The sequence below is a fragment of the Amycolatopsis sp. NPDC049252 genome (assembly GCF_043197175.1).
Taxonomy (GTDB): domain Bacteria; phylum Actinomycetota; class Actinomycetes; order Mycobacteriales; family Pseudonocardiaceae; genus Amycolatopsis.
Map to the genome: position 1 here is coordinate 68589 of NZ_JBICSQ010000013.1, position 14001 is coordinate 82589.

13 protein-coding genes and 1 pseudogene are annotated in these 14001 nt (G+C 73.1%); 8 read left to right on the plus strand and 6 right to left on the minus strand.

Annotation, left to right across the window (positions count from 1 at the left end; translation table 11 throughout):
• Positions 1–14: 14 nt before the first annotated feature.
• On the minus strand, positions 15–263 hold the full coding sequence (locus tag ACGFMK_RS17760) for a response regulator transcription factor (RefSeq protein WP_392764142.1): 249 nt from the start codon (positions 261–263) through the stop codon (positions 15–17).
• Between the two features lie 2056 nt (positions 264–2319).
• Positions 2320–2868, minus strand: a pseudogene (locus ACGFMK_RS17765) (AAA family ATPase); the annotation flags it as partial.
• On the opposite strand from ACGFMK_RS17765, the gene ACGFMK_RS17770 reads away from it, so the two are divergent.
• Positions 2851–3396 carry a hypothetical protein gene (locus tag ACGFMK_RS17770; protein WP_392763878.1) on the plus strand — a complete coding sequence of 182 codons (546 nt, stop codon included), beginning with the start codon at positions 2851–2853 and terminating at the stop codon, positions 3394–3396. The pseudogene ACGFMK_RS17765 and the gene ACGFMK_RS17770 overlap by 18 nt on opposite strands.
• Positions 3393–3908 carry a YceI family protein gene (locus tag ACGFMK_RS17775; RefSeq protein WP_392763880.1) on the plus strand — a complete coding sequence of 172 codons (516 nt, stop codon included), beginning with the start codon at positions 3393–3395 and terminating at the stop codon, positions 3906–3908. Before ACGFMK_RS17770 ends, ACGFMK_RS17775 begins: the two co-directional genes overlap by 4 nt.
• Here the strand turns inward: ACGFMK_RS17775 and ACGFMK_RS17780 are convergent.
• A complete protein-coding gene (locus ACGFMK_RS17780; RefSeq protein WP_392764144.1) occupies positions 3901–4521 on the minus strand; it encodes a rhomboid family intramembrane serine protease in 621 nt (206 codons plus the stop codon). The genes ACGFMK_RS17775 and ACGFMK_RS17780 overlap by 8 nt on opposite strands.
• Positions 4522–4657: 136 nt before the next feature.
• A complete protein-coding gene (locus tag ACGFMK_RS17785) occupies positions 4658–5728 on the minus strand; it encodes a methyltransferase (RefSeq protein ID WP_392763883.1) in 1071 nt (356 codons plus the stop codon).
• Positions 5729–5931: 203 nt separating this feature from the next.
• Here ACGFMK_RS17785 and ACGFMK_RS17790 point away from each other — a divergent pair, with 203 nt between their 5' ends.
• Genes ACGFMK_RS17790 through ACGFMK_RS17800 form a run of 3 tightly spaced genes read left to right on the plus strand, consistent with a single transcriptional unit; the run spans position 5932 to position 8812 of the window.
• Positions 5932–7059, plus strand: a complete 1128-nt coding sequence (locus tag ACGFMK_RS17790) for a hypothetical protein (protein WP_392763886.1) — start codon at positions 5932–5934, stop codon at positions 7057–7059.
• Positions 7056–7973, plus strand: a complete 918-nt coding sequence (locus tag ACGFMK_RS17795) for an ABC transporter ATP-binding protein (protein WP_392763888.1) — start codon at positions 7056–7058, stop codon at positions 7971–7973. Before ACGFMK_RS17790 ends, ACGFMK_RS17795 begins: the two co-directional genes overlap by 4 nt.
• The gene (locus ACGFMK_RS17800) at positions 7970–8812 is read left to right on the plus strand and encodes an ABC transporter permease (RefSeq protein ID WP_392763890.1); all 843 of its coding nucleotides are present in this window, start codon (positions 7970–7972) and stop codon (positions 8810–8812) included. The genes ACGFMK_RS17795 and ACGFMK_RS17800 overlap by 4 nt, the downstream gene beginning before the upstream one ends.
• Here ACGFMK_RS17800 and ACGFMK_RS17805 read toward each other — a convergent pair.
• Positions 8802–9608, minus strand: a complete 807-nt coding sequence (locus ACGFMK_RS17805; protein ID WP_392763892.1) for an esterase/lipase family protein — start codon at positions 9606–9608, stop codon at positions 8802–8804. The genes ACGFMK_RS17800 and ACGFMK_RS17805 overlap by 11 nt on opposite strands.
• A 101-nt stretch (positions 9609–9709) precedes the next feature.
• Between ACGFMK_RS17805 and ACGFMK_RS17810 the strand changes: the two genes are divergently transcribed.
• The 3 genes from ACGFMK_RS17810 (at position 9710) to ACGFMK_RS17820 (ending at position 12701) form a co-directional block, all read left to right on the plus strand.
• Positions 9710–10045, plus strand: a complete 336-nt coding sequence (locus tag ACGFMK_RS17810) for a VOC family protein (protein ID WP_392763895.1) — start codon at positions 9710–9712, stop codon at positions 10043–10045.
• Between the two features lie 38 nt (positions 10046–10083).
• A complete protein-coding gene (locus tag ACGFMK_RS17815; RefSeq protein WP_392763897.1) occupies positions 10084–12447 on the plus strand; it encodes an ATP-binding cassette domain-containing protein in 2364 nt (787 codons plus the stop codon).
• A 71-nt stretch (positions 12448–12518) separates the two neighbouring features.
• Entirely contained in the window at positions 12519–12701 is a 183-nt protein-coding gene (locus tag ACGFMK_RS17820) for a hypothetical protein (RefSeq protein WP_392763899.1), read from the plus strand.
• Here the strand turns inward: ACGFMK_RS17820 and ACGFMK_RS17825 are convergent.
• A complete protein-coding gene (locus tag ACGFMK_RS17825) occupies positions 12698–13855 on the minus strand; it encodes a glycoside hydrolase family 64 protein (protein ID WP_392763902.1) in 1158 nt (385 codons plus the stop codon). The genes ACGFMK_RS17820 and ACGFMK_RS17825 overlap by 4 nt on opposite strands.
• Between the last annotated feature and the right edge of the window lie 146 nt (positions 13856–14001).

Here is a 14001-nt window from a genome sequence, read left to right on the forward strand (position 1 = left end):
CCACTGTGGACAGTTTACGCCCGCCCGCGACGGTGCACCCAGGTCGCGATCTCCGTCCGGTTGGTCAGTCCGAGCTTGGCCAGCACGCTGCGGACGTGGCTCTCCACCGTGCGTTCGGACAGCACCAGCCGGTGCGCGATCTGGCGGTTGCTCAGGGCGTCCGCGACCAGCGTGGCGATCTCGCGCTCGCGACCCGTCAGGGGATCGGCGGCTTGCCGGGTGCGGTTCAGCAACGCCGTCGCGTCCCGCAGCCAGCCCGGCATGCCCAGCCTGTGCGCCTCCTCCGAAGCTTGGCGTGCCAGGGTTTCCGCCCGCTGCACGTCGCCGCGGGTGATGAGCACCGAAGCCAGCCGGACGCGGTTGTGGACCACGTACGGGCGGGCGCCGAGGCGGGTGTCCCACGCGAGACTCCTCGAAGAGCCGGATGGCCTCCTCGTGGCGCTCCAGCAGGGCGGCCAGGCGCGCTGCCCAGCTGCTGGAGCAGTCGCCGCAGAAGGTGCCCGCGCCGCCCGAGGCGAACGGGGGTTCGGCGTCGAACCGTTCGGCCAGCCACTCGGCCGTTTCGAGGTCGCGGAACTCCTCCAGCAACGGCACCAGGTTGACGCCGACGCCGGGCGCCTGGCCGAGGAAGTCGGGATCGCGCAGCAGAGGGCGCAGGGCGTCGTACTCGGCTTGGGCCTCGTCGCGACGGCCGAGGACGAGGGCCGACAGCGGCCGCGAAATGAGCGTGATCGGCAACGGCGGCGCGATCGCCAACAGCTCCTCGTAGCCTTCCGGCAGCTCAGCCGGGTCGCCGACCATGAGGGCCAGCTGGAGCGCGAACGCGTAGGTCAGGCCGACCGTGGACCGGTCTTCGGCGAGCTCGGCCCAGGCGAGCTCCGACGCGAGCCGGTTCAGCTCGCGGGACCGGGCGAACGCGCCGCGGTAGGCCGCGAGGGCGGCCTGCAGCCGCAGGCAGTGCCAGCGGACCAGGGGGAGCCGGGTCGTCGTCGCGAGGGCGGCGATCCCGGCCAGCTCGGCGTCGACCACGGGCATCGTGCCCACCTCGAACGCCGCGTCCACCCGCCACTTGTGCCCCCACAACGCCACCAGCGGCCGCCCGGTGCCCCCGAGGGAGACGGCGAGGGCGCCGAGCCGCAGCCGTTCGGTCAGCGGCAGGCCCATCGGGCGGACCTTCAGCCGGGCGCGGACCGCGTCGATCCGGGCTTCCTCGTCATCGGCCTGCTCGGCGAGGGCCAGCGCCTCGTCCGCGGTCTTGACCGCTTCGCCGCCCCGCCCGCGGTCGGCCGCGATCGACGCCGACTGTGCGAGCAGCTTCGCCCGGAGCACCGGGTCCGCGTCGGGACCGGCCGCGGCCAGCGCCGACGCCGTCAGCTCGGCCATCCCGGCCAGCAGATCGGGTGCGGCGACGTCCCGGACGACCAGCGCCGCGGCAACGAGCAGCTCGGGGGCCAGCCCGGCCGCCTCCCGCGCGTGTTCGAAGCTTTGCGCGAACCGCCCGGCCCGGTACTCCGCCGTCGCGAGTTCGACGAGCAGGGCGGCGAGACCCTCGTGGACGCCGGCCCGGCGCCGGGAGTCGACGGCCAAGGCCAGGAACCGGGCGGCTTCGGTGAACGCGAGCGACCGGGTCGCGTCCCGCGCCGCGACCTCGGCCCAGCGCGCCGCGCGGGCGAGCGCGTCCGGGGTGGCCGCGGACCGCAGCCAGTGCCCGGCCACCACCCCGGCGAGCGCCGGTTCGCGCTCCAGGGCGGCCGCCGTCCGGGCGTGCAGGTCCTCGCGGACGCCCTGGTCGAGGTCCGCGTAGATCCCGTCGCGCACGACGGCGTGGGCGAAGCGCCGGGTCCCGGCGACCCCGGGCGCGAGCACCCCGGCGCGCGCCGCCCGGTCGAGCGCCGGGACGACGTCGTCGACCGCCTGTCCGGCCACCTCGGCGACGACGTGCGCGTCGACGTCCTCGCCGAGCACCGACGCGATCGCCAGCAGCTCCCGCGCGCCGGCGTCGAGCGCGGCGACGGCGGTGCGGACCAGGTGGCGCAGCTCGGCGCGGCCGCCGTCGGTGGCCGACGACCGCGCGACCGCCTTGAGGTAGAGCGGGTTCCCGCCCGAGCGCCGCAGCACGTCCCGGACGTCCTCGCCGGACCGGCCGATCCCGGCCAGGTAGGCGCGGACGTCGGGCTCGGTGAGCGGCTCGAGGTGGAGGCTTTCCGTGCCCGGGCGGCCGAGCAGGCCGGCATCGAACGAGGTGTCGCGGTAGGTCGCGATGACGGTGAGCCGGGAGCGGCGGATCTCGCCCGCGAGGTGCCGCAGCAGCCGCAGTGACGCCTCGTCGGCCCAGTGCAGGTCCTCCAGGACCACCACGAGACCGCTCGGCTCGGCCGCCGCGACCAGGGCGTCGGCGGCCAGCGCGACGAACCGGAACCGGGCCGCGACCAGGTCGGCGCCGTCGTGGCCGTCGAGGTCGGCCAGGGCCCGCGCGACCTCGGCCCCGGCGGCCGGGAGCGCCTGCAGCACCCGGCGCCACGGCCACAGCGGCGGGGCTCCGGGGTCGTCGACGCAGCGGCCCCAGACGGCGTCGGCCCCCACGACGGTCTCGACCAGCCGGGTCTTGCCGATTCCGGCCGGGCCGCCGACGAGCACCAGCGCGCCCGTGCCGGCGGCCGCGGCCGCGAGCCGCGCCCGCAGCTCCGCCACGGCACCGGACCGGCCGACGAACGGTTCGCTGCGCGTCACCCGAGCAGTATCCCCTGCGTGCCCGGTTTCAGTGCCGTGCTCCGTACTGGCACTGATGTCCGGTGGCGGGTTCCGGCCGAGAGTCGTTCCCAACGCGATGACCAGCGGAAAGGAACCACCATGTACGCCACCGTCCACCAGTTCCGAGGCTCGCTCGGGGAGCTGCTCCCGGGCCCGCTCGGCACCTGCGCGCTCACCCAGGTCGGCGGCCTGAACGGCGCCGTCGTCGCCTTCTGGCCCGACGCCGCGGCCGCCGCCGGGGCCCGGCAGCCGGCCGGGACGACCTGGCTCGACAGCGGCGTCTACGAGGTCGCCGACGTCCGGACCACCGCCGCCGAGCCGCGGTTCGCCCAGCTCAGCTGGTTCGACGGCCCGCGCACCGCCGACCAGGCGGCCGCCGAGCGGCGGGCGAGCACCGAGCGGATCTGGCCCGCGATCCGGGACGTCGAGGGCATCGGACCGTCCTACATCCTGACGGCGCAGGACCGCGCGACGGTGATCGTCGGCTTCGCCGCTTCGATCGAGACGATCGAGGCGACGCAGCGGGCGATCATGAGCACCGAGCTGCTGCCGGGTGAGGACCCCGCGCTGCTGCCCGGGCCGGACCGGATCGACCTGTACCGCGTGGTGCGCGCGGACCTGCCGGAGACGGCGGTCGCGCGATGAAGCCGCCTGCCGCGCCCGCGTTGCGCACCGGTACCTGGACCGTCCTGAGCAGCCGGACGTCGGCCGCGTTCGAGGTCCGCAACTTCGGCTTCAACCGCGTCCGCGGCACGATTCCGGTCACCGCCGGCACCGTCGAGGTGACCGGCGGCGGGGTGACGGCCGTCGCGGCCACGCTCGACCTCGGCGCGCTCGACACCGAGAACCCGCGCCGCGACGCCGACCTGCGGAAGCCGCAGCTGCTGGACAGCGCCGCCTGCCCCGAGCTGGTCTTCGAGGCCACCGGGATCCGGCGGCACGAGGGCTGGGAGGTGACCGGAACGCTGAAGCTGCGTGGGACGTCCTGCCCGCTGACGCTCACCGTCGCGCCGCCCACCGGCGGCGGGCCCGGCGGGGTGCGCGTGCGGGCGACGGGAACGCTGGACCGGGCGCCGCTCGGCGTGCGCGCGCCGCGCCTGATGATCGGCCGGTACGTGCGGATCGTCGTCGACGCCTGGCTCGAGCCGCCTAGCTGAGGTCCTTCGGGAGCAGGACGGTCGCCGGGTCGGTGGCGTCCGGTCCGGCGACGGCCTTGGCGCGGCGGTCGCGGAAGAGCCAGCCGCCGACGATGCCGCCGACGAAGCCGAACATGTGGCCCTGCCAGCTGACCTGCTCGTCGGTCGGCAGCAGCGACGAGAACTGGTAGGCGAAGCACAACGCCATGACGAGCCCGATCACGATGTCGATCGGGTGCCGATCGAACAGGCCGCGCACGATGATGTAGCCGAAGTAGCCGAACACCAGGCCGCTGGCGCCGACGGTGACCGAGGTCGACGGCGAGATGAACCAGACGCCGAGCCCGCTCGCGACGATGATCAGCACGCTCACGCCGAGCCACTTCTTCACGCCGCGGTAGGCCGCGAGGAAGCCGAAGACGAACAGCGGGCCGGAGTTCGCCTCGATGTGGTCCCAGCCGAGGTGCAGGAACGGCGCGCTGAAGATCTCCGGCAGCGACGCCGGTTCGCGCGCCTCGATGCCGAACTCGTGGCTCAGGCCGTAGTCGTCGAGGGAGTTGACGATCTGCAGCGCCCACAGGACGGCGAGCAGGCCCACCATCACCCACAAGGCGCGTTTGGCCTCGGCGATCATCGCCTCGGCGTTGCTCTGCGGTGTGCCCTCGCCGGTCGTGCTCACGTCATCCCCCTAGTCGTGTTCCTGGCGAGAGAATAGCCGGGTCACGGCCCGGATCCGGGGTAACGGACCGAGCCGTGACCGTACGGCTCGCTCAGGCCGGACGCAGCCGCCAGAGGGACGTGACCTCCGCGGCGCGGGCCCGGTGCAGCGGGTCGCCGGGGTCGGCGGCGCGGGGGTGCTCCGGTGCCGTGTCGAGCCGGCCGGCGACCTCGAGGCCCGCCGTCGCGATCCAGCCGAGCAGGTCGGCGCGCGTGCGCAGCCCCAGGTGCTCGGCGAGATCCGACAGCACCAGCCACCCTTCCCCGGCCGGGGTGAGGTGGCGGGGCAGCCGGTCGAGGAATCCGCGCAGCACGCGGCTGCCCGGGTCGTACACGGCGTGGTCGAGCGCCGTGCGGGCGCGACCCGGCAGCCACGGCGGGTTGCCGACCACCAGCCCCGCCCGGCCGGGCGGGAACAGGTCCGTCCGCACGACCTCGGTGCGCGCGCCGAATCCCAGCCGGGCCAGGTTTTCCGCCGCGCACGCGACGGCGCGGGGCTCGGTGTCCGTCGCGACCACCCGCGCCACCCCGCGACGGGCGAGCACCGCGGCGAGCACCCCGGTCCCGGTTCCGACGTCGAACGCGAGGTCCGCGGCGGGCAGCGGCGTTTCCGCGACCAGCCGGACGTACTCCTGGCGCACCGGCGCGAAAACGCCGTGGTGCGGGTGGATCCGCGCGCCGAGCGCGGGGACGGCGATCCCCCTCCGGCGCCATTCGGCCGCGCCGAGGGCGCCGAGCAGCTCCCGCAGGGGAATCGCCGCCGGCACGTCGAGCGGGCCGTGGACCGCGGCGCAGGCGGTGCGGACGTCCGGCGCCCGCCGCAGCGGGACGATGTGGCCGGGATCCAGCGGCACGTACAGCAGCGAGAGCAGCCGGGCCCGCTGCGCGCGATGGGCCCGATAGGCGGCGTAGCCGTCCGACGGCGGTGGCGGGAGCCGCCGTGACAGGGCGTCGAGCAGCTGCCGCGCCGCCGGGTAGCCGCCGCGCCAGAGCAGCGCGACGCCGGCCGACATCGTGCGCAGGGCGGCATCGGCCGAGAGCTGTTCGTCGGCGAAGACCGCGGGGCGCGAGGGTGGTGAGAAGAGCGTCCGGCGGGGTTCGCCGGGCATGACGAGGTGAGCCATGGGAAGGGGGTTCCGTTCCTGCTGCGGGCACGACGGGGACCCGCGGGGTAGGCGGGTGATCGGGACGGACCGCGGGGAACTAGCGCACGGCGGCAGCGTGAACGGGAGTCGTCACCCCCTGACTCTAGCCCCGGATTCACAGCCCCTCGTAAGGACTGAGGCCCGAGTTCATGGCGTAGAAAGGACGACAGAGGTGATGCCGGATGACGCCCTCGGTGGTGCGGCACGAAAAGCGGCGCCGGTGGGCGGTGGTCGCCGCGGTGACCCTTGCCCTCGTTGCGGTGCCCGCCGTCGTGGCCGCGCTGCCGTCCGCGGGGGAGTCGATCGACCCGGCCCGCCTGCGCGCCCTCGTGCTGGCCTCGGCCGGGCGGCCGTACCAGGGGTACGCCGAAAGCGCCGGCTCGCTCGCCCTGCCGGAGCTGCCGAACCTCGCCGACGTCGCCGCGCTCTTCGCCGGGACGACGCGGATGCGAGCCTGGTACGCAGGCCCGGATCGCTACCGCTTCGACGTCATCGGCACCGCGGGCGAGCACGACGTCTACCGGCTGCCCGACGGTGAATACACCTGGGACTACGGCGCCAACGCGCTGACCGAGCTGATCGGCGAACCGAGCGTGCGGCTGCCGCGCGCCGGGGACCTGCTGCCGCCCGAGCTCGCGCGGCGGGTGCTGGCGGCCGCGAAGAACGATCCGGTGACCGCGCTGCCCGCGCGGCGCGTCGCCGGGGTCGACGCGTCCGGGCTGCGGCTGGTCCCGGCCGACCAGGACACCACGATCGGTCAGGTGGACCTCTGGGCCGACCCGGTGTCCGGGCTGCCGGTGCGGGTCGAGGTGACCGCGCGCGGGCAGCAGGCGCCGATCCTCAGCACCGCGTTTCAGCAGGTCGAGCAGACGAGGCCGGCCGTCGAGGCGCCCCGGCCGGTGCTCGGCTCCGGGTTCTCGGTCGCCAGCGCCCCGGACGTCACGGACGCGCTCGGCGCGCTGGGCCAGGCCGTGCTGCCGACCACCCTCGGCGGGCGGCCGCTGGCGTCGTCGAGCTTCGGCGGCGTCTCCGGCGCCGCGCTCTACGGCACCGGGCTGGCGGCCTTCGCCGTGATCGCCGTGCCGCGCAACGTCGGGAACGCCGCGAGCGACGCGGCCGGGAAGGCAGGCGGCGTGGAGGCCAAACTGGCGGCGGGGACCGTGGTGCAGCTGTCGATCACGCCGTTGTCGCTGGCGATCGTCCGCTCGACGTTCTCCCGCCGCTCGTACCTGCTGGCCGGGACGGTGACGCCGCAGGTGCTGCGGACGGTCGCGGACGAGCTGTCGCGGCTGCGCCGGAGCGGCCGATGATCGTCACCCGCGGGCTCACCAAGCGCTACGGCCGGGTGCTCGCCGTCGACGCCGTCGACCTGGACGTGCGCGAAGGCGACCGGTACGGCTTCCTCGGCCCCAACGGCTCGGGCAAGACCACGCTGGTCCGGATGCTGCTCGGCCTGGTCTACGCGACGAGTGGCGAGATCGAGGTCCTCGGGAAGCCGGTGCCGAAGCGGGTCGCCGAGGTGCTGCCGGAGGTCGGCGCGCTCGTCGAGGGCCCGGCCGCCTACCCGCACCTGTCCGGGCGCCGGAACCTCGCGCTGCTCGACGCCTCCGGGCGCGGCGGCGGCCGGCGCACCCGGAAGCGTCGCGTCGACGACGCCCTGGAGCAGGTCGGGCTGGGCGCGGTCGACCAGCGGCCGGTCAAGGCGTACTCGCTGGGCATGCGGCAGCGGCTCGGGCTGGCCGGGGCGCTGCTGCGCAAGCCGCGCCTGCTGATCCTCGACGAGCCGACCAACGGGCTCGACCCGCAGGGCATCAAGGAGATCCGCGAGCTGCTGGTCGCGCTGAACGCGGGCGGGACCACGGTGTTCCTGTCCAGCCACCTGCTGGCCGAGGTCGAGCAGCTGTGCACCCGGGTCGGCGTCGTCGACCGCGGCCGGCTGGTGCTGGAGGAGGACCTGACGTCGCTGCGGGCGCTGACCGGCCGGGTGCTCGTCGGCACGCCGGACGCGGCCGCGGCGGCCGCGGTCCTCGACGGGCAGCTCGAGTCCCGCGACGGCGATCGCCTGGTCATCCGGCACGAGGACCCGGCCGCGCTGAACGCGATGCTCGTCGAAGCCGGCGTGCGCGTGGCGTCCATCGACGCCGAGCGGCGGACCCTCGAACAGGTGGTGCTCGAGTTCACCGGCCCCGGCTCGGACCGGTTCGGGGAGGTGGCGGCCGGGTGATCGGCGTCGAACTGCGGAAACTCGTGCTGCGGCCGCGGATCTGGGTCAGCGTGCTGCTGCTGTGCCTGCTCCCCGCGATCGTCGGGGTCTTCCTGGCGACGGCCGACTTCGCGCCGCCGCCCGGGCAGGGCGGGGCGTTCCTGTCGGCCGTGGTGAACGACGGCGCGCTCTACCCGGCGGCCGCGCTCGCCCTGGTCCTGCCGCTCTTCCTGCCGATCGCGGTCGCCGTCGTCGCGGGGGACTCGGTCGCGGGCGAGGCGGCCGGCGGCACCCTGCGCTACCTGCTGGTGCGCCCGGTCGGCCGGACGCGGCTGCTCGGCGCCAAGATGATCGCCATCGCGGTGTACGTCACCGCCGCGATCGTGATCGTCGTGCTGACGTCGCTGGTGCTCGGCGTGATCCTGTTCGGCACCGGCGGCACCCCCGGCGTCGCGGGCCCGGGCGGGCAGCCCGCCGGGGTGACGTCGTTGTCGGGGCAGTCGCTCAGCTCGTCCGGGCTGGGCCTGCGGCTGCTCGGCGCGGTGACCTACATCGTCGTGTCGATGCTCGGCTTCGCCGCGATCACGGTGTTCCTCTCGACGGTCACCGTCTCCTCGCTCGGCGCGGCCCTGGGCGGCCTGGCCGTGCTGATCACCAGCTCGGTGCTGGAGACGCTGGACGCGGCCGCGTCCGTCAAGCCCTACCTGCCGACGCACTACTGGCTGTCGTGGATCGACTTCTTCCGGGACCCGGTGCTCTGGCGCAACATCGACCACGGCCTGCTGCTGCAGGCCGGCTACATCGTGGTGTTCTTCGGAGCGGCCTGGGCGAACTTCGCGACGAAGGACGTCACGAGCTGAGGCACTCCGCCGGTGCTTCGAGCGGGGTGGTGCCGAGGGCCTGCAGGACCAGCTCGGTGACGGCGGGGTCGGTGGGCAGGTCGCCGTGGCCGGCCTGGTTGCCGGGGCAGACCTGCTGCAGCGCGACGTTGACCGCGCCGTCGACCCGGGCCGAGTCCGGTGGGGTGACCGTCTCGTCGCGTTCGGTCCACAGTGACAGCCACGGGAGCGTCGACGGGATCGGGTCCTTCGCCATCTCCTGCAGCAGCGCGCTGCCCGGCGCCAGCTGGACGCACGCGGTCGGGCAGGCGCCCGGGACGAGCGCGCCGCCCGCCGTCGCCAGGCCGGTGCCGTGCATCGGCGCGCCGAGCGTGACGACGCGGCGGGCCTGGTGCTCACCGCCGTCGCGGCCGACCCACAGCCGGGCCACGACGCCGCCCGCGGAGTAGCCGATGACGTCGACCGAAGGCGCGCCTTCCGCATAGGCCCGCTCGACGGCGTCGGACAGGACGGCGACCTGTTCGAGCAGGTCACCGGTGCCGTCGCCGGCCAGGGTGAGCACCTCGGCCGTCCGCCCAGTGGTCTGCCGGATCCGCGCCGCCAGCTCGTTCAGCGCGCCCTGGCCACCGCCGTAACCGGGCACCAGCAGCACTGGCCCGGGCTGGTCCTGGTCGGGCGTCCCGGCCTGCGGTGCGGCGCTGGTGCCGGACGTGACGACGACGGCCACGACGACCGCGAGCACCACGGCGACGGCGACGCCGCTCAGCATCAGGCGCCGTCGCGGGCTGATGCCGCGCCACCAGGCCGTGATCCGCATGTCTCCATCATGCCTTGCGGTACCGATCAGGAATCGAGAAGCGCAGGTCATCGACGCGGCCGTAGCGTGACCGGCAGCAGCGACGACAACCAGGAGTGAACATGACCATCACCGTTCTGCACCCCGTCACCGACCTGGCGAAGGCCAAGACCGTCTACGCCACCCTGCTCGGGGCCGAGCCGACGGCCGACTCGGACTACTACGTCGGGTTCGACGTCGAGGGGCAGCACATCGGGCTGGTGCCGGGCGGCGCGGAACAGGGCATGACCGGCCCGGTGACCTACTGGCCCGTGCCGGACATCGAGGCGAAGCTCGCCGAGCTGACCGCGGCCGGTGGCACCGTCAAGGAGGCCCCGAAGGAGGTCGGCGGCGGCCGGGTGGTGGCCACCTTCACCGACCCCGACGGCAACGTGCTCGGCCTCTACCAGGACCGCTGACCGACCGGAACGACCGACCCGAAGACCATGGAGACACGATGAGCAAGGCGCCGCACGAAGCCGACAGCCACGACCTGATCCGGGTGCACGGCGCGCGCGTGAACAACCTCAAGGACGTCACGGTCGAGCTGCCGAAGCGCCGGCTGACCGTGTTCACCGGGGTCTCCGGTTCGGGCAAGAGCTCGCTGGTGTTCGGCACGATCGCCGCGGAGTCCCAGCGGCTGATCAACGAGACCTACAGCGCGTTCGTGCAGGGGTTCATGCCGACGCTGGCGCGCCCCGACGTCGACGTCCTCGACGGGCTGACGACCGCGATCATCGTCGACCAGGAGCGGATGGGCAGCGACCCGCGCTCCACGGTCGGCACCGCGACCGACGCCAACGCGATGCTGCGGATCCTGTTCAGCCGGCTGGGGAAGCCGCACATCGGCTCGCCCCAGGCGTTCTCCTTCAACGTCGCCTCGATCAGCGGTGCCGGTGCGGTCACCCTCGAGAAGGGCGGCCGCACCACGAAGGAGCGCCGCAGCTTCACCATCCTCGGCGGCATGTGCCCGCGTTGCGAGGGCCGGGGCGCGGTCAACGACATGGACCTCACCCAGCTCTACGACGAGACGAAGTCGATCAACGAGGGCGCGATCACCATCCCCGGCTACAGCATGGAGGGCTGGCACGGCCGCATCTTCCGCGGCTGCGGCTTCTTCGACCCGGACAAGCCGATCAAGAAGTTCACCAAGCGCCAGCTCGACGACCTGCTCTACAAGGAGCCGACCAAGATCAAGGTCGAGGGCATCAACCTGACGTACCAGGGGCTGGTGCCGTCGATCCAGAAGTCGATGCTCGCCAAGGACGTCGACTCGATGCAGCCGCACATCCGCGCGTTCGTCGAGCGGGCGGTCACCTTCACCACCTGCCCGGAGTGCGACGGGACGCGGCTCGGCCCGGAGGCCCGGTCGTCGAAGATCGGCAAGGTGAACATCGCCGACGCCTGCGCGATGCAGATCACCGACCTCGCCAAGTGGGTCGGCGGCCTGAAGGCCCCGTCGGTGGCGCCGCTGCTGGAGGCGCTGAGCCACACCCTCGACTCGTTCGTCGAGATCGGGCTCGGATACCTCTCGCTCGACCGGCCGGCCGGCACGCTGTCGGGCGGGGAAGCCCAGCGCACCAAGATGATCCGGCACCTCGGGTCGTCGCTCACCGACGTCACCTACGTCTTCGACGAGCCGACGATCGGCCTGCACCCGCACGACATCCAGCGGATGAACGAACTGCTGCTGCAGCTGCGGAACAAGGGCAACACGGTGCTCGTCGTGGAGCACAAACCGGAGGCCATCGCGATCGCCGACCACGTGGTCGACCTCGGCCCGAAGGCCGGTTCCGAAGGCGGCGAGGTCGTCTTCGAGGGCACCGTCGAGGGCCTGCGAGCGAGCGACACGATCACCGGCCGTCACCTCGACGACCGGGCCGCGCTCAAGGACGAGGTCCGGAAGTCCGAGGGCGCGCTGGAGGTCCGCGGCGCCGGCACGCACAACCTGCGTGACGTCGACGTCGACATCCCGCTCGGCGTGCTCGTGGTCATCACCGGTGTGGCGGGCTCCGGGAAGTCGTCACTGATCCGCGGTTCGGTCGAGGGCGCCGAGGGGGTCGTCTCGATCGACCAGGGCGCGATCCGCGGTTCGCGGCGCAGCAACCCCGCGACCTACACCGGGCTGCTCGAACCGATCCGCAAGGCCTTCGCGAAGGAGAACGGCGTCAAGCCCGCGTTGTTCAGCGCCAACTCCGAAGGCGCCTGCCCCAACTGCAACGGCGCCGGCGTGATCTACAGCGACCTCGGGATGATGGCCGGCGTCGCGACACCGTGCGAAGTCTGCGAGGGCAAGCGGTTCCAGGCCGAGGTGCTCGACTACAAGTTCGGCGGCAAGGACATCAGCGAGGTCCTGTCGATGTCGGTGGCCACGGCGGAGGAGTTCTTCGGCGACGGCGCGGCCAAGCTCCCGGCGGCGCACAAGATCCTGCAGCGCCTCGCCGACGTCGGCCTCGGCTACCTCCGGCTCGGCCAGCCGCTCACCACACTGTCCGGCGGCGAGCGCCAGCGGGTCAAGCTGGCCACGCAGATGGGGGCGGCGGGCGACGTGTACGTCCTCGACGAGCCGACCACCGGCCTGCACCTGGCCGACGTCGAGCAACTGCTCGGCCTGCTGGACCGGCTGGTCGACGCGGGCAAGTCGGTGATCGTCATCGAGCACCACCAGGCGGTGATGGCGCACGCGGACTGGATCATCGACCTCGGCCCCGGCGCCGGTCACGACGGTGGCACGGTCGTCTTCGAAGGCACACCGGCGGAACTGGTGGCGGCGAAGTCGACGCTGACCGGCGAGCACCTGGCGGCCTACGTCGCCAAGTGACGCCTGAACCGCGGTGCTCCACCCCCCGTGTTCTCCATGGGAGTGGTGGAGCAAAAACGGGGTGAGCCGTCATGCGGATACGTACCACGATGCTCGTTGTGCCGTTGCTGGTGCTCGATCTGGCCGCGTGCGGCCAGCCGGTGGTGGTGGTCGAAGTCGGCACCGCGCAACCCGTTCCGGCGCGCACCCTGCCCGGGCTGGACGTGCTCGGGCAGACTCCGGTGGCGCCGGAAACGGACTGCGTCCGGCTTTAGTCGAACGGGTCGAGCGTCAGGTAAGCGGTCGCCGGGTTGCCGTCGTTGACCAGGGATTCGAAGTGGCCGACGTCGTCGAAGGCGAACGCGTACGCCTTGCCGTCCGCCATCTGCGCGTGGATCTTGCGCGCGTAGTGGTTCGTTACGGCGTCCAGGTAGAACCCGGCCGAGCTCGTGTCGGGCTGGTTGGCGTTGGTGAGCAACGTCGAGCGGTTGAAGCCCGCGCAGAGCGTGCGCGAGATCTGGCCGCGGACGTCGTTCGGCGCGTCCAGGTTCTTGTAACAGCCGAAAACGCTGTCGGAGTCGGGTTTCTGGAACGCCGTCACGAACCCGCCGGAGGTGTTGGTGAAGTTCATGACGTTGCCCGAGACCCGGCCGGAGTACTTCACGCTCGGCTGGTCGGCCACCGGCGTCACCGTCAGCGTCGACGAGCTGTACTTCGTCCAGACGCGGTTGATGTAGTCCTGCAGCACGGTCGCGGGCAGCACGCCCAGCTCGATGCCGTGGCTCGGGGCGAGCGCGCGCAGGACCGTGCCGTCCGAGCGCGTCCGGATCAGGTTGGCCCAGCCGCCCGGCTGGCCGCGCAGCGCGGTGTAGAAACCGTTGTAGCCGCCCGCTTTCAGGTGCCCGGTGCTCTTCGTGGTGCCGCCGACGGGCTGCACGCCGACCGCGTACGGCGCGGAGAACATGTCCACCTGCGTGCTGTTGATCCAGAGCCCGCTGTCGTTGAGCGTGTACTCGGACCAGTTGAAGAGGATGTTGACGTTCGGGTCGGACGGGTTCTGGATCGCCGGCTGCACCAGGCCGCCGGTCGTCAGCTTGAACACCAGCTTCTGCCCGTAGGAGAAGTAGATCCGGCCGGAGAACTTCGGGATCCGGATGGTGGCCGAGCCGCCGTTGGCGGGCCCGGGGATCGACGCGTCCGGCGCCGGGGTCGGCGGGTTGCCGCCGGCCGGCCAGGCGTGGAACGTGCCGTTGGCGTCGGCCCAGCCCTGCTGCCCGGTCGCCAGGTTCGTGCCCAGGTCGTAGACGTAGACCTGGTCGCCGCGCCCGGAGTTGTTGGTGATCTTCAAGGGGATGGTGGCCGGGACCGCGTCGGCCGCGGGGGCGAGGGCGGTCGCGAGCCCGGCGGCGACGGCGAGCGCCGCGGCCATGGCTCCGAACCGCCGTCGGAAGGGAAGTCTCGTACGCACGGGGCGCCTCCTCGTCGAGGGCCGGTGATCACAAGTTGTTCAGACCACTTCAGAGTCGGCGAGGCGTGGAGACCTTGTCAAAGGCTGATGGTTATTAGCCGCCGTCC